This window comes from Psychrobacter sp. 28M-43 (assembly GCF_014770435.1).
Taxonomy (GTDB): domain Bacteria; phylum Pseudomonadota; class Gammaproteobacteria; order Pseudomonadales; family Moraxellaceae; genus Psychrobacter.
On the sequence record NZ_CP061739.1, the window covers coordinates 2,715,718 to 2,736,998 of the forward strand.

The 21,281-nt window shown below is 42.7% G+C and carries 13 protein-coding genes; 3 read left to right on the top strand and 10 right to left on the bottom strand.

What is annotated here, in order from left to right; translation table 11 throughout:
• Nucleotides 1-321: 321 nt before the first annotated feature.
• Nucleotides 322-2,115 carry a vWA domain-containing protein gene (locus tag IEE84_RS11385; RefSeq protein ID WP_191114246.1) on the bottom strand — a complete coding sequence of 598 codons (1,794 nt, stop codon included), beginning with the start codon at nt 2,113-2,115 and terminating at the stop codon, nt 322-324.
• Between the two features lie 457 nt (nt 2,116-2,572).
• Between IEE84_RS11385 and parC the strand changes: the two genes are divergently transcribed.
• A complete protein-coding gene (gene parC / locus IEE84_RS11390; RefSeq protein WP_191114247.1) occupies nt 2,573-4,879 on the top strand; it encodes a DNA topoisomerase IV subunit A in 2,307 nt (768 codons plus the stop codon).
• A gap of 128 nt (nt 4,880-5,007) precedes the next feature.
• Here parC and IEE84_RS11395 read toward each other — a convergent pair whose 3' ends face one another.
• The 4 genes from IEE84_RS11395 to IEE84_RS11410 form a co-directional block, all read right to left on the bottom strand.
• Complete coding sequence (locus IEE84_RS11395; RefSeq protein WP_191114248.1) at nt 5,008-5,487, bottom strand: BLUF domain-containing protein; 480 nt, start codon at nt 5,485-5,487, stop codon at nt 5,008-5,010.
• A gap of 107 nt (nt 5,488-5,594) precedes the next feature.
• On the bottom strand, nt 5,595-6,074 hold the full coding sequence (locus tag IEE84_RS11400; RefSeq protein WP_191114249.1) for a BLUF domain-containing protein: 480 nt from the start codon (nt 6,072-6,074) through the stop codon (nt 5,595-5,597).
• A gap of 373 nt (nt 6,075-6,447) precedes the next feature.
• Entirely contained in the window at nt 6,448-6,921 is a 474-nt protein-coding gene (locus IEE84_RS11405; protein WP_191114250.1) for a BLUF domain-containing protein, read from the bottom strand.
• Nucleotides 6,922-7,372: 451 nt separating this feature from the next.
• Nucleotides 7,373-7,879 carry a hypothetical protein gene (locus IEE84_RS11410; protein ID WP_191114251.1) on the bottom strand — a complete coding sequence of 169 codons (507 nt, stop codon included), beginning with the start codon at nt 7,877-7,879 and terminating at the stop codon, nt 7,373-7,375.
• 299 nt (nt 7,880-8,178) lie between these two features.
• Here IEE84_RS11410 and IEE84_RS11415 point away from each other — a divergent pair, with 299 nt between their 5' ends.
• Nucleotides 8,179-9,009 (top strand): HAD family hydrolase, encoded by an 831-nt coding sequence (locus IEE84_RS11415; protein WP_191114252.1) that lies wholly within the window; start codon nt 8,179-8,181, stop codon nt 9,007-9,009.
• Nucleotides 9,010-9,208: 199 nt separating this feature from the next.
• Here the strand turns inward: IEE84_RS11415 and IEE84_RS11420 are convergent, their stop codons facing one another.
• Nucleotides 9,209-10,036, bottom strand: a complete 828-nt coding sequence (locus IEE84_RS11420; protein ID WP_191114253.1) for a 3-oxoacyl-ACP reductase — start codon at nt 10,034-10,036, stop codon at nt 9,209-9,211.
• Nucleotides 10,037-10,410: 374 nt separating this feature from the next.
• Between IEE84_RS11420 and IEE84_RS11425 the strand changes: the two genes are divergently transcribed.
• Nucleotides 10,411-11,544, top strand: a complete 1,134-nt coding sequence (locus IEE84_RS11425) for an ABC transporter substrate-binding protein (protein WP_191114254.1) — start codon at nt 10,411-10,413, stop codon at nt 11,542-11,544.
• Between the two features lie 82 nt (nt 11,545-11,626).
• Here IEE84_RS11425 and IEE84_RS11430 read toward each other — a convergent pair whose 3' ends face one another.
• The 4 genes from IEE84_RS11430 to IEE84_RS11445 form a co-directional block, all read right to left on the bottom strand.
• Complete coding sequence (locus IEE84_RS11430) at nt 11,627-12,838, bottom strand: FUSC family protein (RefSeq protein ID WP_191114255.1); 1,212 nt, start codon at nt 12,836-12,838, stop codon at nt 11,627-11,629.
• A gap of 289 nt (nt 12,839-13,127) precedes the next feature.
• Nucleotides 13,128-14,549: a glutamate synthase subunit beta gene (locus IEE84_RS11435; RefSeq protein ID WP_191114256.1), complete on the bottom strand. Its 1,422-nt coding sequence runs from the start codon at nt 14,547-14,549 to the stop codon at nt 13,128-13,130.
• Between the two features lie 230 nt (nt 14,550-14,779).
• On the bottom strand, nt 14,780-19,243 hold the full coding sequence (gene gltB, locus IEE84_RS11440) for a glutamate synthase large subunit (RefSeq protein WP_191114257.1): 4,464 nt from the start codon (nt 19,241-19,243) through the stop codon (nt 14,780-14,782).
• 864 nt (nt 19,244-20,107) lie between these two features.
• Nucleotides 20,108-21,196 carry a hypothetical protein gene (locus IEE84_RS11445; protein WP_191114258.1) on the bottom strand — a complete coding sequence of 363 codons (1,089 nt, stop codon included), beginning with the start codon at nt 21,194-21,196 and terminating at the stop codon, nt 20,108-20,110.
• Nucleotides 21,197-21,281 lie beyond the last annotated feature (85 nt).

The following is a 21,281-nucleotide window of genomic DNA, read 5'->3' on the forward strand; positions in this document are numbered from 1 at the left end:
GTCAACTCACGCCAATCACAGTGTGATAAATATACAAAAGGTCAGAGTCTTGCCTATCGTTATGATAGAAAGCAAGGCTGCGACATATTTGTATAGTGCTGAGCGAACAATATAGCGGTAAATAGCCCTTTGTTCATTAACATACACACTTTATACATAGTACTCAATACAAAAGATTGTTACACCAGTTCTCAAATAGGCTTGACGCTCAATATCCCTATAAATATCAATATATTAGATATAAAATATCAGTCAAGCTATTAGAAAATATGACCCTTGACTTCTGCTTCCTAATGACCATCCCGACACGATATCTGTTCACTATCGGCTATTTTTTAGCGCACTCGCCAGCTCAGTCAACGTCACAAAGTTGCGACGAGTACCATCAGTATCGCTACTCGGTCTATCTGCGATACTACTGCTTGCAAGCTTGGTACTATCACTGTACTGCCAGTCATTAATATAATCGCTTTGAGTCAAGCGTTGACCAAATCCTGCTACTGCCATCGCAAACTGAGTATCGATACTGGCTTTGTTTAAAGCGTGGCTAGCTTTATTAATAGGTTGGCTAATCAGTTTGGAGCTACCACCTGTCGGTTCTTTATAACGAATTTTTAGATAACCAAGCTCATTAGAGTTCTGTTTATTATTCGAACTAGTACTAGCATTGCTAGCAGCATAACGGCGATCGCTATATAACCCTTTTTGACCTTTTGGTGTTACCTCAAACAAAGCGATAACTGCCTTACCCGCCCCAAGCTCACCTGCATCAATTTTGTCATTATTGAAATCTTCTTCAGCCAGTACGCGATTTTCATAACCAATCAAGCGCCACTCACTTACCACATCAGGATTAAACTCAACTTGGACTTTTACATCTTTAGCAACAGTGTTGAATGTCGCTGCTAACTCATCCCCAAAGACTTTTTTCGCTTCAGTTAAGCTGTCAATATAGCTGTAATTACCATTGCCGTTGTCCGCCATCTGTTCCATCATGTGATCATTAAGATTATCGCGACCAAAGCCAACGGTAGACAAAGAGATACCGCGATCGCGATTGGCTTTGACCAAATCAAGCATATCATCGACATCACTAATACCAACGTTAAAATCGCCATCCGTTAACATCATGATTCGATTGATACCATTCTTCTTTAGACCCTGCTCAGCTTGCCTGTAGGCCAATTTAAGAGCATCTTCCCCATTGGTTGAGCCTGATGCATTCAACCCCTCGATTGCAGCCAATATTTTTGCTTTTTGGTCACCATTGGTCGCAGGCAATGCCACACTAGTACTACCTGAATAGGTCACGATGCTGATACTGTCTTGGGCGCGCATTTGCTCTGTCAACAACTTAAGCGAAGACTGAGCCAATGGCAGCTTATCGCGCGACGACATAGAGCCTGACACATCTACTAAAAATACGAGATTGGCAGGTGGCATAGACTGCTTATCCGTTTTTTGCGACCAGCTACTATCAACGGCTTTGATACCAACTTTGACGATTTTATTATCCTGATCTACTCTATCCCAAGGTGAATCCACTACTTCAGTTGATACAACAAACGGGGCACTACCTAAGCGTTTGCCATCATCAAATTGATAGTTAAAATAATTAATCAATTCCTCTACCCGTACGGCATCAACAGGTGGTAATTGACCCTCGTTTAAATAGCGGCGCACATTGGCGTAGCTGCCCGTATCGGTATCGATAGACAGGGTGGATACCGCCATATCCGTAGTTCGATGTACAGGATTGGCTGCGTTTTTTTGATAGTTGTCTTTTGCCTCTGGCGTGACTATGATGCTCGGTAATGGGCGTACGATACCTGTCTGCGCCGCAGAACGTATCATCATCTGTTGGCTGATGACTGATGGCCTAATACTGGGTGACGCCATGATAGACTCTGACACCACTGCTGCATCTTGATTGACTGTGCTGCTTGTCTCGGCTGGTAGCGTTTTGCTCATTTGTGCAGGGCTACAGGCTGTCAATCCTAGACTGGCTATAGCAGTAATCAACAGCACATTTCTAGTAGCGTTTTTCCCTAGGTGCTTACTTTCGTTTTTTAGCATTTTAGAGGCGGAAATTTTAGATAGAGGGTCAAATGACATAACAGAAATTCCTTATTGTAAGATAATTCAGTAGCGACTTGTCCGTGTCAATATATGGTTAACGCTATTTAAATAGGCAAATCAGCCGCCTTATTCAGTCTATTAGCTGTCATACTTTCAGTTATTAATTTTGCATTAAAACTATTCTGTACCTACTTTTTATAGACTAATAATAGATAAAATATCCTAAATAAAAACGATTAAACCTTAAGACATCTATTACCCATATAAAAAACAAATATTAGATTTACTATACTTAACTTAATCTATAAAAGCTATGAGTCACCACACTATAAAAGATCCTTATAAGCGCTTGTTTTAAGCACGTCACGAGATGTCGTATATTCTGACATACGTCTTTTTAATTGGTGCAATATCCTTTACGATAGCACTATCCTATTTGTATGCTTGAACCAACTATCTATACCTATTAAAACTGATAAGTGAATCCTATTTTATGTCTGATGTTATTGATCATACGATCGCCCCAATTATTTCCAATGAGCCGATGGACACTCGTTCAGTCGCAGAGTTCACTGAACAAGCCTATCTCAACTATGCCATGTACGTCATCATGGATCGGGCGTTGCCAAATATCGCTGACGGTCTAAAACCTGTCCAGCGTCGCATCGTCTATGCTATGAGCGAGCTTGGGCTAAAGTCCTCTGCCAAAGCGAAAAAGTCTGCACGTACGGTCGGTGACGTATTGGGTAAATACCATCCGCATGGTGATAGCGCTTGTTATGAAGCCATGGTACTGATGGCACAGCCGTTCAGTTATCGCTATCCACTTATCACTGGTCAAGGTAACTGGGGTAGCCCAGATGATCCGAAATCTTTTGCTGCGATGCGTTATACCGAAGCCAAAATGTCGGCTTATGCCAATACGTTGCTCGCAGAACTGGGTCAAGGCACCGTCGATTGGCAAGATAACTTTGATGGTACGATGCAAGAACCGACCACCCTACCTGCCCGCCTACCTAATATTTTATTAAACGGTACAACAGGTATCGCGGTTGGTATGGCAACCGATATTCCACCGCATAACCTTAATGAAGTGGTACGCGCGGCCATTCGTTTGCTCAAAAACCCAGAGCTGTCGGTTAAGCAGCTTACCCAATCGATACCTGCGCCTGACCTACCAACGCCAGCGGAAATCATCACTAGTAAAAAAGATTTGCAAGCAATGTACGAGACTGGACGCGGCAGTTATAAGATGCGCGCGACCTTTCATGTTGACCCTAAAGAAAAGAACCTTGTCATCATTGATGCCCTTCCTTACCAAGTGTCAGGCAACAAAATCCAAGAGCAAATTGCTAAGCTTATGACCGATAAAAAGCTGCCTTGGGTGACGGATATTCATGATGAATCAGATCATGAAAATGCCTGCCGTATCGTCCTTGAGTTGCGCTCAACGCGAGTCGATGTCGATCGTGTCATGAGTCACCTGTTTGCCAGTACTGACCTAGAAAGCAATTACCGCGTCAATATGAATATGATTGGCTTAAATGGTAAGCCGCAGGTGAAAAACTTAAAAGAAGTTTTGGAAGAATGGTTAGTCTGTCGCCGCTCGGTGGTCACGCGCCGTTTGCAATATCGCCTCGATAAAATCGATAAACGCTTGCATATCTTGGCAGGTTTACTGATTGCTTATCTGAATATTGATGAAGTGATTCGCATCATTCGTGAAGAGGATGATCCGAAAGCAACCTTGATGCAGGACTATGACCTGACTGACATTCAAGCCAATGCTATCTTGGATATTCGTTTGCGTCAGTTGGCAAAATTAGAAGAGATTGAGCTGCGCCGCGAGCAAGATGAACTTGCTGCCGAACGTGCCATCATTCAAGAATACTTAGACAATCCAGACAGTTTGACCAACTTGATGATCGATGAGCTTACTGCCGATATGAAAGAACATGGCAATGAGCGTGTATCACCATTGGCAGAACGCGAAGAAGCACAAGCACTGAAAGAGTCAGATCTCGTACCGAGTGAGCCGGTCACTGCCATCTTATCGAAAGCGGGTTGGATTCGCGCAGCCAAAGGTCATGATGTCGATGCTGCTGGTATGAGTTACCGCTCAGGTGACAGCTATCAAGCGCACGTGCGCGGCAAATCTAACGAGCGAATCTACGTGCTCGACAGCACTGGACGCAGTTACAGTATCGATGCGCATAATTTAGCGTCTGCGCGTGGTCAAGGTGATCCGCTAACCAGTGTGTTAAAGCCGCCAGCAGGTGCCAGCTTTGAGCAGCTATTAACGGGTGATAACGAGCAACGTATTATCCTTGCCAGCTCAGCAGGTTATGGTTTTATCAATACCATTGGTAATCTCGATAGCAATCAAAAAGCTGGTAAAAACGTCATTAACCTAGCAACTGATAGTCGCTTGCTCCCTGTTGCACGTATCGACGCACCAGTAGAGACGGCCGCCAATGCCGAAGGTGAAAATAGTAATATACGTGTGACCCCTGATCATGTTGCTGTCGCGACCAATGCAGGATATCTACTAATATTTGCCCTTGATGATTTGCCTGAACAAGCTCGCGGTAAAGGGAACAAACTTATTAAATTAAAAGACGGGGAAGAAGTACTTGCTATCACACCACTTAGTCAGCAAGACAGCCTTGTCATTACTGCTGGCAAACGCCATGTGACACTCAAGCCAAATGATTTGGCTAACTATACGGGTGTTCGTGGTAATCGTGGTGGTCAGTTGCCAAGAGGCTTTCAGAATGTGACGAGTGTTGAGATTGGCTAGTTTGACTAGTTAAATTTTGGAAATCCTAGTTCAAAATCTAGCTAATAAAATTAAACAGCTCCTATTAAAAAGCCGCCTACACAAACGTATAGGCGGCTTTTTCACGCTAATCAGAATAGTGAACTTATTTAAGACTTATTAGATACAGCATACTCAAATATCACTTTCAGGAAGCTTGTAATCTGAGTACTGTTCATTAGATAAGGATTAAAGTCAGCACCTGCTGAGAAACTTTTTAGGGTATATTCTTCGTCTTCTGCACTTGATGTTAAATATTTTATTAAAAACCCATCCCACCTACGTTCTTCTATTTCCTCAATTTCACTGAGGTGGGGTACTAGGTAAGAGTACTCACTGATCAATTTTACTAGTATTTCATTGATAAGAGGTCTTGGACCTTCAATATTTTGAATAAAGTAATTGTCATTCACGACAAGCGCTGAGGTTACACCACTTTTTTCATTATTCCTTCGCCATTGCTCAAGTAGACGAGCCAACCCTATTCCATTATTACTGTCACTATTTCTGCCAATATACGTTAGGCTTAGAGTAATATGCTCACCCTGTCTTTTTCTATTTTCTAAAGGCTGGCTGGTAGTGATATGCATAAGAAACCTTACTTATAAAAAATTATCTAAATCAAAAGATACTTTATAGACGGCTTTTTTACACCAATTAAAATAGATGACTCTTATGGTATAGAAATGCTACTCACTTAAAACCTATCGGATTCAGCACCTTCAAATATCGCTGTCAAAAAGCTTTCAATCTGAGTACTTTTCATTAGATAAGGATTGAAATCAAACCCTGCTGAGAAACTTTTTAAGGCATACTCTTCATCTTCGGCACTTTCCGTCAGGTGTTTGGTTACGAATCCATCCCATCGAAGCGCTTCTATCTCTTCCACCTTAACAACATTAGGAATAATCTTGAAATGCTCATCAATTATCTTCGCTAGAGCAGCGTTGACCGCCGGTCTTGAGCCTTGAATGTTTTGAACAAAGTAACCGTCATTGATCACAAGCGCTGCAACTAACCCACTTTCCTCAAAGTATCTTCGCCATTGCTCAAGAGCACGAGTCAATTCTATACCTGTTTTCATTTCGATATTTTTACCGATATACGTTAGGCTAATCAGCAGATGCTCGCCATGTCTTTTCCTATTTTCTGAAGTTTGACTTGTCGTTATTTGCATAAGAAAATCCATTTATATAATAGGTATATAAATTAATATACACTTTATCATAAAGTATAATCAATAAAACTCTTGGGAATTGACCAGCTTCTTATCATCCATAGCTTAAAATAACATGGCAAAAACAAGTATCACTAGGTCATTTTTAGTAGTTAAGTCCTGCAAAAGTCAGGTATAAATAGTCACTTATGAACATCCGCCAATATTTTATCCAGTTGCTAAGAAAACATCCTGTACCGATACTGCTAACTTACTTTCAACAAAAAGCCGCCTATACAAACGTATGGACGGCTTTTTGTTGAAAGCTAGGACAAGTGACTACTAACAACTCTAAGAGGCAAATATTTAAGAAATAAATACTATTCATTTAAAATTAATTAGATTCAGCATTTTCAAAAACCGCCTTCAAGAAGCTTTCAATCTGAGAGCTTTTCATTAGGTAAGGATTGTAGTCAGAGCCTGCTGAAAAGTTCTTTAGGGCATGCTCTTCATCTTCAACGCTTGAGGTTAGATGTTTAACTAAAAACCCTTTCCATTGGCGCGATTCTATTTCCGCTATATTCACAATATTAGGGACAATAGTGGAATGCTCGTCAAGTATCTTTTCCAAGGCAGTATTGATAGCAGGTCTTGTTCCTTGAAAACTTTGAACGAAATAACCTTCGCTAATGACTAAAGCTGAAACGATATCGTTTTCTTCAAAATATCTGCGCCAGTACTCAAGTGCGCGAGTCAGCTCAATCCCCGAATCTAGATCGACATTTTTGGCGATATATGTCATGTGAATAAGAATATGCTCGCCATGCCTTTTTCTATCTTCTGAGGATTGGCTTGTCGTTATGTTCATAAGAAACCTTATTTATAAAAAATTCATTTAAATCAAGGTATACTTTAAGATAAAGTATAATTAATAACATTTTTATCATTTGCTATGATTTTTTTAGATTTATAACATAGAAGTTTCAATGATATAGCATACCGATATCTATAGTAGTAAAATTATACTACAAAGTTGTCACGTTCAGTATCTTGGCATTATTCCAATAGTTAACAAGCCTAATCTATATTCTCCTATAGCCCTGCCTCAACGCACTTATATGACTAAGTCATGTTTACTTATAGACTAAACTCTACAAGCATTTATCAGGGTCTGTCATGTTTATTAAGTTAACGTATTTATAGGTATAAAAAACACAACTTACCTTCAATAAAAAGCCGTCTACGCTATGTATAAATAGTGTTGTATAGACGGCTTTGTTGCATACTAACTGTTGCATATTAATTGAATAGCTAACGTATCAATACCGACCCATCTCAACTGTTGTCTCAGCAAGTACCGAGTCGCCTTGCCATGCTTGTACATCTACCGTATACAGATGGTTTTTGCCGCCAGAACAAGGCGGCTTATATGCACCGCCTGCCTCGCCTTTACGGCTGCGGTATTCTGCGACCATCTCAATACCTACTGGTACTTCGTAAGTATGACCAAATACTCGTGGCACTTCTGCGCTCGTAGCACCCTCTGGTAATGCGAACTCCACGATACCATGTCCACCATGTTGCATACGTTTGTTGCTTACATCGTTGTAGACGAACACCAAGCTTTCCGCGCCTGCCGGAATGTTTGAAACAGTCATGCTAGGCGTGGCTGGACTTTTGCCATCATAGTTTAGACATTGCTGCCCCTCAGGTATTTTTTTACCATCCCAAGCAGCATCATTAAATTTAACATCCATTGCAAAAGCATTGGCAGATAAGGCCAAGGTTGCCAAAACTGTAACTGATTTTAAGGTGAAAAAGTTCATACTTGTTCCTTTAGGTAACTGATGCATTAATAACGATAGTCCATCTTATTTCGTAGATTATTTTTGATAATTGAATATAACTTTATAATAAATAGACACGATTAAGTTAATCATATCGTTTAGCATTTTTGTTAATCCTCTGGACAAGCAATGAGCGGTTCTACAGGCTACATGTAAATACTGTCTCAATAAGCATACTTGTAGCATCATAGGTTACTCGATAGGTATTTATCTGATTGGGTATGTTGTAGTAGTATCTGAATCATTGTATCTACACGATTAAAAATAATAGGATCATCATGTTTATCGAAGATAAGATTGCCAAAGAAAGTATGACTACTAAGATTTCGACCCCCAAAATCATCTTTTTTGACATCGATGATACCTTGAGCCGTAATGGCATCATCGCTGAACACAATAAAGCGACGCTTGAGCAGCTTGCAGATACCGATATTAAACTAGTGATTTCGACTGGTCGTTCTAAAGCCATACTGCCTGAAGACATTTTAGCGTTGCTTGATGCAGATATATTGGATGCCATTATTTGTATGAATGGACAATATAGTTTTGATAAAAGCGGCCGAATCAGCCACTACCCGTTAACGGCTGAACAGACAGATAAAATCGTGCGTCTGTGCCAGCAGAGTGATTTGATTCATAAGTTTGACTCTGCCACTCATATCGCTTGGTCAGGTGAAAATGAACGTTTACGCGAGTTCAATGCGTTTACGCCCAACTCGATCCTTGACCCTGAGTACTACAAATTAAATACTGTCTATCAGTGCTCGGTATTTTTTAACAATCAGCAAGAAAAGATGCAGGATATCGACTTTGCCCAATATGATTTAAAGCTGGTACATTGGCATCAGATTGGTGCCGATATATTGCCAGCAGAGGCATCAAAAGCTCGCGGCATCAAAGATGTATGCGAGTACTATGCGGTAGATGCAAGCGAGTGTATTGCATTTGGTGATGGTATGAATGACTTAGAAATGTTCGACTTGGTTGGATTTGCTGTAGCCATGGGAGATGCACAGCCAGCTTTAATAGAACGCGCTGACTTTGTCACTGGGACGATTGAAGAGTATGGTATTCAAACCGTGCTTAATCAGTTAGCAATGAAGTCATAAGACTGTTCAGGCACATAAAGCCATTAATATTTATTTAAAAAAAGCCCCTACTAACCGAGTAGTAAGGGCTTTTTGCTATGGGCTAATTTTATATAAACGATTCAAATAAAAACTGTAGCGGTGATGACTCCAATACCTTGACGATCATTTTTTCTTCTACAAATCCAATAGAGCATTAAGGCATCAGTTAAGGCCTCAATTAAGGCATCGTCAAGCCACCATCAACAGCGATAGACTGTCCAGTAATAGCCATGCTCAAATCAGACGCCATGAGCAATACTGAATTGGCAAAGTCAGCTACTGAAGTCGCTTGGCGCAGCGGTGTTGTAGTCGCGATATAATCAAATACCTCTTCAGTGGTTAAGCTGCTTGCGTCGGTAGTTTTTAATAATCCACCTGCCAGCAAATTAACTCGAATACCATACTGCCCAAGCTCGCTTGCTAGATTGCGAGTCAGTCCAATCAATGCTGATTTAGCCGTGGTGTAATCATAATAGGTAACCACTGGGTTGTAGACAAGATTGGTCGATATATTGATAATTTTACCTACTTGCTGCGCTTTCATTTGCGGCAGCACCGCTTGCACCGTGTTGACTGCGCCTTTGACGATACCGTCCATTTGTTGCGAAAAGTGCGACCACTTGACCGTTTCAATACTGGTGTACGCAGCGCTTGGATTAAACTGATAATTCGGCAAGGCATTATTGACCAATATATCGATACGTCCATAACGAGTGATGACTTCAGCTGCCATGGCTTGTACTTGCTCAAGATCGGTCACATCCGCCTGATAAGCAAATGCTTGGCCACCTGTCGCGATGATATCAGCCACTACCGCCTCAGCAGCCTGTTTACTATTGAGGTAGTTGACGCAAACGATAGCACCTGCTGCCGCCATTTGCTGTGCAATCTGTGCACCAAGCCCACGACTGGCACCAGTGACTATGGCAACTTTATCCGTAAGCAATGCCGGTATAACTGAGTGGCTTTTATCCAAGCCGTTTTGAGTTGAGGTGCTTTCGGTCATTGTGCTGTATCCCTTATTATTATGGTATGGTTGGTGTCTTAGAGCCAAAGGCTGATATCTGCTTAGATGATGTTCGCCATACTTCGGCCTGCGCCAATCATAGCATGGTTATATACTATGTTTTTTCGATTCGAGGTTAGCAGCTCGCTAGCAATTCTACTCAGAATTAGCTGTCACTAAGTTAGTTTACTACCCATCTCATTAGCCCAACTGGCTATTTTTATTAGTATTATTAAGCATTGCCTTAATAACAACCCTTTAAATTGTATAAATGAATGACCATAATAGTTTTATTGGCCTTATTAGGCTTTTATCTTTTTGGCTTTTTTATTGTATTTTTCTGATTTGCATTATCTTTATTTAGGAGAGATATTTTGACCCATTTATCATCGTCCCATCCAACTACTCACACCTTAGCTAGTATCGGTCACATAGTGCCAAAAGCATTGTTAGCGGCGGCTGTCGGCCTGGTGCTTGCCAGTTGTAGCAACTCTGACAATGCAGCGGATGGCAGTGCTGCGGCGAGTAATGAGACGCTGAACCTTTACAACTGGTCAGAGTATATGCCGCAAGAAATTCTTGATGGCTTTGAAGAAGAGACTGGCATCTCAGTTAATTACACCACATTTGACTCTAACGAAGCGATGTATGCCAAGCTCAAACTATTGGATGATTCTAGTCAGTATGACTTAGCGATTCCATCGACTTATTACGTCGAAAAAATGGCGAAAGAAGGACTGCTACAAGAGCTAGACAAATCAAAACTGAGCAATTTCAAAAACCTTGATACCTCATTTACTAATACCAAAGTTGATCCTGATAACAAATACTCTATCCCTTATATGTGGGGCAGCACAGGTTTAGCCATTAACGGTGACAGTGTCGATCCGAAAACTGTCAATAGCTGGAATGACCTATGGGATCCTAAGTATAAAGGTCAAGTGATGCTGACCAATGACGTGCGTGAAGTATTTGGTATGGCACTGCTGACCCTTGGCTATTCAGGTAATAGTAGTAATCCTGACGAAATCGAAGCCGCTTACGATAAGCTCACCACGTTGATGCCAAACGTCAAAACCTTTAACTCTGATGCGACACGTATGCCATATATCGAAGGTGAGACTGCGCTTGGTATGACATGGAATGGTGAAGCAGTCATGGCCAATGACGAAGGCCTGACTAGCTTGGTTTATAAGTATCCAACCGAAGGCGCTATCTTATGGATGGATAACTTTGTCATTCCAAAAAATGCCAAGCAAGTTGATGCAGCACATAAATTTATTGATTACTTGTTGCGTCCTGAAAATGCAAAAATCGTTAGCGAAGAGATTGGCTACGCATCACCAAACATAGCAGCACGTGAGCTGATGGATGAGAGCGTCCAAAACAATCCAACGATTTATCCCTCTAAAGAAGTATTAGCAAAAGCTGAGTTCCAAGAAGATGTAGGCGATGAGGCGTTGCAAGTGTATCAACAGTACTGGGATAAGCTAAAGACTGGTCGTTAATAGTTTTAATTTAGCATTTTAGAATAAAGTAATTTTTTAAAATAAAAACGCTGATCCTAAATGGTCAGCGTTTTTTTGTAGGTTATAAATGTAAATCCGTCTCGCCGCCCTGCTCTTTCATTCGGCGCTGCTCGCGGCGTTGATAGCCCAGACCAGATGCAGCAAACCAATGCGGCTTCGATGTTTGCAGTAAATCACTCAGCTGCTGCAACTGAGTCTGCAAGGTTTGGGTCAGCCAAAAATAGCCCTGCCACTCAAACGCTAGGTGCTGTACGCTTGGATACTCTGAGACGGCAATACGTGTAATGGGTCGGAATACTTCATCACTTGGACTACGTAATACCGCTGCCATGTGTTGCATCGCTTGGGTTAGCTCATGCTGATAATGTACCAATAGAACATGGTTTTCTTCATCAATTTCTATATTCGCTAAGCGCGGAGCCGCACTTAACAATAAATCAATCGTCCCGATAATATTACGGTGGGTACGTTGAATCGTCTCTAGCGTTTCTTTTTCGATTCCTGACTCACTTGCTGTCGCCGCAATATGTGGGCGCACGGCTAGCAGACGTTTATTGATCTGCTGTAACGCTGTGATCAACGCTCTATCAACGGGTACTTCCTTAACAGGAAAAGCCACTGGGTTTAGCTTTTGAACAGAGTCGTCCACTACTCCATCCGTTGCGTCAATATGATGACCTACGCCTGCATAGAGGCTACTACAAGCGTCAAGATTGCTACTCAATAAGAACCGCCACATCAAGGTCGACTTTAGCGGTAAAATCAGCGTCACTGCTACCGAAACGCCTGTCCCCAGTAGGATATTTAGCGCGCGGTAGATGCCGTCTTGACCAATGCTATTATTGCCTAAATCAGAGACAATCATCAACATAGTGATACCCGTTAACAGTCCTGTATACCCGAGCTGTCTGACGGCTAGATAGCCAATAATGCCACTGAGCAGACCAATGAGGGCATAGTCCACCCACAGCCATGCGCCTGCGTTCTGATTAAACCATAACACCCCAAGCGCAGTACCAATACCTAATAAAGTACCGATTACGCGCTCTTTAGCCTTGGTATAAATAGCGCCTTGGTATTGCAATAACCCTAGAATGATAAATACGGTAATAGTCGTCCATTCACCGTGCGGAAGATTGGTGATTTTATTGACCAATAGGGCTAGTATCACAGCCGTACCTAGGCGTGTGGCATGTAGGATATCTGCATGTTGGTAGCGAACATAGGGTTCGACAAATGGAGCAGTGATACGCTGATAAAGGGTGGGTTTCACGCAAGGCTACTCTTTTTGGGTGGAATGTTTAGGTGAGACATTCTAATAAAGTATTATTAAAATATCTCAATAACTAGCGGTAAGTATAAGTTAATATTCTATCAGCAAAATGACGGGCAAAAAATAACGCCTTTTACCTATTATTCACAGGTAAAAGGCGTTATAAAAAATATCCTAGCACACTATATTGATATCTACACTATTGAAGACTATTCACCAAATGACTCATCGAATTACTTATCAAGATCTGCATTAGTGTTAATGAATAATAGTCTATTGCGCTAGCGTATTACACTTCTAGGTAGTCTAGAATACCTTCCGCAGCTTCGCGGCCTTCCCAAATCGCCGTCACAACCAAGTCAGAACCGCGCACCATATCGCCACCAGCGAAGATTTTAGGATTTTGAGTCTGGAATTTGAAGGTTTGCTTTTCGGCTGCTAATACGCGACCAGAGCTGTCCATCCCCACTTTTTGAGACTCAAACCAATCAGCAGGACTTGGTCTAAAACCAAATGCCATGATGACTGCATCACATGGGATGATCTCTTCAGAATTAGGAATTGGTTCAGGGCGTTGACGACCACGGTTGTCTGGTGCGCCTAACTGAGTAGTAACAACTTTTACGCCGTTAACTTTACCGTTTAAGCCGATGATTTCGGTTGGCTGACGATTAAATAAGAACTCGACGCCTTCCTCGCGAGCATTGACCACTTCACGGCGTGAACCTGGCATGTTTTCTTCGTCACGGCGATAAGCACAAACTACTTTTTCGGCGCCTTGACGGATACTGGTACGGTTACAGTCCATTGCTGTATCGCCGCCACCAAGTACCACCACCTTTTTACCTTTAAAGTCGATGTACTCTTCAGCGTCTTTTTCCCAGTCATTGCAACGGTTCACGTTGGCAATCAGGTAATCTAGTGCATCGTAGACGCCTGTCAGCTCTTCACCAGCGAAGCCGCCGCGCATATAGGTGTATGTACCCATACCCATAAACACTGCGTCATACTCAGCCAATAGCTCATCAATGGTGACGTCTGTACCAATCTCTGTCTCTAAACGGAATTCGATACCCATGTCTTCAAAGATCACGCGGCGATTGCGCATGACGTCTTTTTCCATTTTGAACTCAGGGATACCGAATGTCAGTAAGCCACCAATTTCAGGACGCTTATCAAAGACGACTGGCTTGACACCATTTCTGACCAGGATATCTGCGCAACCCAGACCTGCTGGTCCTGCGCCAATGATAGCGACTTTTTTATCTGTCCAAACGACTTCAGACATATCTGGACGCCAGCCAAGTGCAAACGCAGTATCGTTGATATATTTTTCAACATTACCAATGGTCACTGCGCCAAAACCATCATTTAACGTACAAGCGCCTTCACACAGACGATCTTGCGGGCAAACTCGTCCGCATACTTCAGGCAAGGTATTGGTACGGTGGCACAATTCAGCTGCCTGAAATATCTGACCTTCTGTGGCCAGTTTTAGCCAGTTAGGAATATAGTTGTGTACTGGACATTTCCATTCGCAGTACGGGTTACCACACTCAAGACAACGGTGCGCTTGCTGAGCAACGGCTTCGTTTTCGAAAGGCTTATAAATCTCAACAAACTCTGTTGAACGCGTTGCAATGTCTTTTTTGGTTGGATCAAATCTCGGTACATCTAAAAACTGGAAGTTATTTTCTAAGCGTTTTGCCATGGTGCTATCTCTTTTATATAAGGCTCTTTTGCAGTGGGTGGCGACAGTCAGCGATGTTTGGTTGTCTAAAATCTAAGACATATATCGCTGCTGTCACGTACCTGCTGAAAACCTGTGAGTTAAAACGTCTCTAAAAACGGAACGCTGGCTAACCTGATTAAAGCGACTGCCGATCCATCAATACAATCCATCAATGCATTCCATTGATACGATAGGCAGTCATGTATCGGCTATTGTGGGTCGGCCATGGTAGTTTTAAGAAGGCTTGCAATGTTCGCCGCTTTTGGCTTAACCAAATAGAACTTACGAACATAGTGCTCAAAGTCGTTCAGAATTGTCTGACCCCATGCACTGCCTGTTTTATCTACATGAGCTTCAATCACTTGTTGCAAATGAATACGATGCTCTTCTGTTTGCTCGCTTGAAATACGGTTTAGATCGATTAGCTCATGGTTGCAACGGTCAAAGAAGTCGCCTTCCATATCGAGTACATACGCAAAACCACCCGTCATACCAGCACCGAAGTTGAGTCCAGTACGGCCAAGAATCGTGACGATACCGCCAGTCATATATTCACAGCAATGGTCGCCTGTGCCTTCGATGACTGCATGTGCGCCAGAGTTACGGACGCCAAAACGCTCACCTGCTGTACCAGCAGCGTATAGCTTACCGCCAGTTGCACCATAGAGACAGGTATTACCGATGATTGCCGTTTCTTGTGCTACAAAGTTTGAGTCTTTTGGCGGATAAATAACAATCTCACCACCAGCCATGCCTTTGCCCACATAGTCATTGGCATCGCCTTCAAGCTCGATATTTAAACCGCCAGCATTCCACACGCCCAAACTTTGCCCTGCAGTACCAGTTAGACGAAGCTTAATTGGCATATCGCTCATGCCAAGGTTGCCCCAGACTTGCGCAATCTCACCAGAAATACGGGCACCGATAGAGCGGTCACAGTTACCAACGAAATAGCTATAATCGCCGCCCGCCCCTTTGCGAATGTTCACAAGCATATCGCTAATCATCTGCTCAGCAAGCAAGCCTTTATCAAACGGCTCATTACGCTCAACCTGACAAGTTTGTGCTTTGCCCACACTGGCTGGGTGACTAAATAGCAATGGTGTTAAATCAAGATGACGCTGCTTGTCCGTATTACCTTCTAAGATATCAAGCAAGTCAGTACGACCGACCAGCTCTTCCATACTACGAACACCTAGCGCCGCCAACCATTCACGCGTCTCAGTTGCGACAAACTTAAAGAAGTTAATCAGCATTTCTGCTTCGCCAATGAAATGCTCATCACGCAACTTGGCTTTTTGAGTAGCAACACCTGTCGGACAGTTGTTTAAATGGCAAATACGTAGGTACTTACAACCAACTGCAATCATCGGCGTGGTACCAAAGCCAAAGCTCTCTGCACCCAAGATAGCAGCTTTTACTACATCCAATCCTGTTTTTAGACCACCGTCAGTCTGGACACGTACCTTATCACGTAACCCATTCACTCGTAGAGACTGATGAGTCTCAGCCAAACCTAACTCCCATGGCGAGCCTGCATGATGGATAGACGATAGCGGAGACGCTGCCGTACCACCGTCATAGCCTGAGATAGTAATCAAATCGGCATAGGCTTTTGCAACGCCTGTCGCGATCGTACCCACACCTGGACGTGAGACCAATTTAACCGATACCAATGCATCTGGATTGACTTGTTTCAAATCAAAAATCAGCTGTGCCAAATCTTCGATAGAATAAATATCATGATGCGGCGGCGGTGAAATCAAGGTCACACCTGGCACCGAATAACGCAAGCGTGCAATCAGCGCGTTGACTTTACCACCAGGTAGCTGCCCACCTTCACCAGGCTTGGCACCTTGAGCTACTTTAATCTGCATGACTTCAGCGGAACGAAGGTAGGCAGGTGTGACCCCAAAACGACCAGAAGCAACTTGCTTGATCTTTGAGTTGCGCAATGTGCCATAACGCGCAGGATCTTCACCACCCTCACCAGAGTTTGAACGACCACCGATGGTATTCATAGCCATCGCAATTGACTCATGCGCTTCAGGAGATAGCGCTCCTAATGACATGCCAGCTGAGTCAAAACGCGTCAAGATTTCAGAGATATCTTCCACTTCATTGACATCGATACTGTTGTCAGTTTTCAGTTGCAATAAATCACGTAAAGTCGCGACCGGACGGCTATTAACTAGATCAGCATAATTGCGGTAATTATCGTAATCACCTGTACGTACTGCGGTATGCAGGCTGTTAATCACGTCAGGGTTAAAGGCATGGTACTCTTTATTAAAGACAAACTTCAGCAGACCGCCCTGATCTAGAGGGGCACGACGCTTAAACGCATTAGCAGCCAATTGAGCTTGATCAGCGGCAAGGTCTGCAAAGGTAGCGCCTTTGATACGACTTTGTACGCCTTTAAAGCATAAACTGACCACTTCTTCTGATAGGCCAACCGCTTCAAATAACTGCGCGCCACGATAAGAAACAATGGTAGAGATACCCATTTTTGATAAGATTTTTAGCAAACCTTTATCCAAGCCTTTGCGGAAATTAACACGGGCTTGAATCGGATCACCAAGTAACTCACCAGTAGCGACCAAATCATCAATGACATCATATGCTAGATATGGATATACACAAGTTGCACCAAAGCCGATCAATACCGCTATTTGATGCGAGTCACGGGCAAGGCCCGTCTCAATGATTAAGTTAGCATCGGTACGAATACCTTGCGCGATTAGATAATGATGCACAGCACCAGTAACCATAATAGCATTGGCGGGTACTTTGTCTGCATCGATATCTTTATCAGACAAGACAATCAACGTATTACCTGAGCGAATGTTATCTGCCACTTGCTCACAGATAGCGACGATAGCATCAGATAGTTCTAAAGTACGGTCATAGTTCAGATCAATACGAGCCATCTTGAACGCTGGATCATCCAAGGTTTCAAGCTGCTGCATCTTGCTGGCTGACAATACTGGCGATGACAAAATAATACGATGAGCGTCTCTCGCAGATGGCGCAAATACGTTAGTCTCAGCGCCTAAACAAGTCTGCAGCGACATCACAATTGATTCACGTAATGGATCGATTGGCGGATTGGTCACCTGTGCAAACTGTTGGCGAAAGAAGTCACCGACATGGCGAATTTGCTGCGATAGTACAGCCATTGGCGTATCGTCACCCATTGAGCCGACTGGTTCTTGACCATTTTCAGCATTAGGGCGAATGATTTCTGTACGCTCTTCATTGGTGATGTGATACATCTTTTGTAGCGCTTTTAGCTTATCACCACGGCACGCTTGCGTTGCCAACGTCTCTTCTAGACGTTCATCATCACGAACACGCGTTGCTTCTTCACGCAACCATTTACGATATGGATGCGCCGTTTTTAGTAAAGTTGCAATAGCGGTCGTATCTAGAATTTGACCAGTCAACGTATCAATGACCAGCATTTGACCAGGTCCAACGCGACCTTTTGCTAATACATCTTGTGGCTCGTAATCCCAAACGCCCACTTCTGATGCAACAGTGATATAACCATTCTTAGTGGTTACCCAACGTGATGGGCGCAGACCATTTCTATCGAGCATACAGACCGCATAGCGTCCATCTTGAATGACTAGACCTGCTGGACCGTCCCACGCTTCCATATGCTGTGAGTAAAACTCATAAAACGCACGCAGATCCATATCCATGCTATCAACGTTCTGCCACGCTGGCGGTACCAAGATAGACATCGCATGGAACAGGTTCATACCACCTGACATAAGCACTTCAAGCATATTATCTAAGCTAGATGAATCAGAACCGGTACTATTTACAAGTGGTGTCAGCTCATTCAAGTTAGGCAGCTTGTCTGATTTTAGCTTTGGCGTACGGGCTTTAGACCAGTTGCGGTTACCTGTGATGGTATTTAACTCACCGTTATGCGCAAGATAACGGAATGGCTGTGCCAGTGGCCAGCGCGGTAAGGTATTGGTTGAGAAACGCTGATGGAAGACTACGATATGTGATGCCAAACGCTCATCTTGCAAATCCAAGAAAAACGCTGGTAAGTCTGAAGGCATTACCAAGCCTTTATAAATAATGGTCTGACAACTCAATGAACAGACGTAAAATAGCTCATCATCCGTCAAACGCTGCTCTGCTTTTTTGCGCGCAACAAATAGCTTACGGTTGAAATCATCGGCAGCTAGATCATCTGGCGCATTAACAAACACTTGCTTAAAGTCTGGCAATGTCTCACGACCAATCTCACCAACAATACTCAAGTCAAGTGGTACATCACGCCAGCCAGCCACTTCTAATCCTTGGGCTGTAATCTCATCGCTTAATACTTGTTGGCTATGCGTGGCTTTATCGCTATCTAAATTAACGAACACCATACCGACAGCAAAGTTGTCCGTAATGGCAAATTGCTGCTCGTCAGCAATCTGTTTAAAGAAATCGGTAGGCGTCGCTAATAGTAAGCCACAACCATCACCAGTTCTACCGTCAGCAGCAACACCGCCGCGATGTGTCATACAACTTAAACTATGAATGGCAGTTTTCACCAAATCATGGCTCGCTTCACCCTCAATATGGGCAATTAGGCCAAAACCGCAATTATCAGAAAAATCATCTGGCGTGGCCAGGTGTGTTTGTGAGGAAATCATTGACATAGCTTGTCCTTTTAAGTAGACGGGCAACTTACATTTCCAATGCGGAGTATAAGTTGGTACCCGTAAGCAGAACGGGCTGATAGTGGATATTCGTGTGTTCGAATTGGCAAATAGTGCAATGCTCGATAGACATCATACTCTAAGAGAAAGTAAAACCCTTGACCCTCCTGGTCGTTAGCTGATGTCTTGACATGTGGTCCGTGTATCAAAAGATAGTAAGTAGCAGCCCTTGGCAACGGGAGAATCTACGCCCTTCAATGCCAGTTACTCAATCAGTGATATCTAATGCCGTTCATTTAAGCATCATTTGTTATGTTGTCATGTCTAGCATTGAGAGCTAAGCATACAATGACTTAATAACGGTGCACTTGTTTATCTTGAATATCTGACGCTCTGTATTCAAGCACTTTGTTTACCCTAAAAAGAGTGACAATAAGAGAGGTTGCGTCACTTACGATAACCTCATTATAGATAGTAAGTAACCGCGCTTGAGACAATAATATTTAGTAAAGAACTCTAAAAACTAAGAAAAAACCACTAAATAGTTGTTAAATAGACACTTTTTACGATAACTATACAGAACGTCGCCCACAGTTATATTAGTTAATGATTGTCGAAAAATCTAGTCTTTTCTATCGATTCATCAGCCATAAATTGTAAGAGGACTTATTACTATTGGTTATGAGACAAATAAAACTGCTATTAAAATTTTAATGCAAACTATATAAATGACATTTAGCAAAAGGCTTTGATAATACTTAGCAGTAGTAGCTTGCCTTTTATGATGACGATAAAACTATTTTGTATAGTGCTAAAAAAACCCACTAACCAAATAGCTAGTGGGTTTAATTAATCAAGCAAAAGCTAATTACTCTTGTCTTCTATTAGCGCTTTTATACTGTCGCTATTATTTTTGGGAGGATTAGCGTTAGCGCTTTTGCCATTAGCATTTGAATTATTGTTCGTGCTACTAGGAGGCTTAGGTGTTGGCACGACTGGTGGCTTCTTACTAGTAGCGTTCTCCGCCGATGCCGCAGGCTTTTTGTTTTCTGGCGCGGGTTTACTTGCGTTGTTTTCGTCTTTTGGCGATGCTTCAGATATTGTCTGCGTCTCACCACCAACCGTACGCTCTTCACTAACAGATAAGGTGGCAGAGGTATCTACCGACTGACGAATACTCTCTTGAGTGGTGCTACTATTGTTGCTTTCTTGGTTACCTCGATTATTATTAGCACTGGCTGCTTGAGCAGCGGCGTCATCAGCTTCTTCTTGCAAACGAGCTGGCACTTCGCGCTTAGTAGGTTTCAAATCAACAGCACGTGTACGCTTCGTACTCAAATCTTTTACTGGATCAGGACGCTCATAATTATCAATAATACTGACATACCGATTAATCTCTTCTGGCAGTACACGTACATTCGTAGGTAACTTAAAGTCTATTAACTTTGCTGCTCCTACCGCTTCTTGCGGGCTACTCATAACCCCATAAGTCAGCATATAACGGACTTGTTTTTCATCATCAAGATAACGGAAATAAGCAAATTTATCACGATCTTGACGGCCTTCTAAGTAACTAACAATCACATCGTTTTCAGCGACATTCATTACTTGAACAGTCCACTTGCCTTTATTAGCCAGCAGATAACGCTTATCTTTGAACTCATCAGGATAATCGCGCAAATCTCGAATCGTTGCATCAAAGTTAATCGGTTGTACATCCGTATCTAATTCATGTAGCGATTCGACTTTTAGTGGTTGCTCAAACTCTTCATTCAAAATCTCTGGCGCTGATATCGGTGCATTCTCAATTTTGGCACCCATGGCTGGCGTTTGACTAAACATCCATACTAACGCTGTGACCACCCCTAAAAGTAGGGTCACTATTAGCCAAATCAGTGCTTGACGACTGTATGATTGGCTAGCAGTACGCGTTTTTGTTTTTGATGTTGCCATGAGGCGGTCCTTGGTAAACACATGTTTTACAGCATGGTATAAATGCTTATTCAAACAGAGGTACAGCTAACCAGTCGGCTATAAG

Coding starts and splice junctions, on each gene's coding strand:
- IEE84_RS11435 (WP_191114256.1), bottom strand. CDS start 14,549: ATGGCAAAACGCTTAGAAAATAACTTCCAGTTTTTAGATGTACCGAGA.
- IEE84_RS11445 (WP_191114258.1), bottom strand. CDS start 21,196: ATGGCAACATCAAAAACAAAAACGCGTACTGCTAGCCAATCATACAGT.
- IEE84_RS11385 (WP_191114246.1), bottom strand. CDS start 2,115: ATGTCATTTGACCCTCTATCTAAAATTTCCGCCTCTAAAATGCTAAAA.
- IEE84_RS11395 (WP_191114248.1), bottom strand. CDS start 5,487: ATGCATATCACTACCAGCCAGCCTTTAGAAAATAGAAAAAGACAGGGT.
- IEE84_RS11415 (WP_191114252.1), top strand. CDS start 8,179: ATGTTTATCGAAGATAAGATTGCCAAAGAAAGTATGACTACTAAGATT.
- IEE84_RS11420 (WP_191114253.1), bottom strand. CDS start 10,036: ATGACCGAAAGCACCTCAACTCAAAACGGCTTGGATAAAAGCCACTCA.
- gltB (WP_191114257.1), bottom strand. CDS start 19,243: ATGTCAATGATTTCCTCACAAACACACCTGGCCACGCCAGATGATTTT.
- parC (WP_191114247.1), top strand. CDS start 2,573: ATGTCTGATGTTATTGATCATACGATCGCCCCAATTATTTCCAATGAG.
- IEE84_RS11410 (WP_191114251.1), bottom strand. CDS start 7,879: ATGAACTTTTTCACCTTAAAATCAGTTACAGTTTTGGCAACCTTGGCC.
- IEE84_RS11405 (WP_191114250.1), bottom strand. CDS start 6,921: ATGAACATAACGACAAGCCAATCCTCAGAAGATAGAAAAAGGCATGGC.
- IEE84_RS11400 (WP_191114249.1), bottom strand. CDS start 6,074: ATGCAAATAACGACAAGTCAAACTTCAGAAAATAGGAAAAGACATGGC.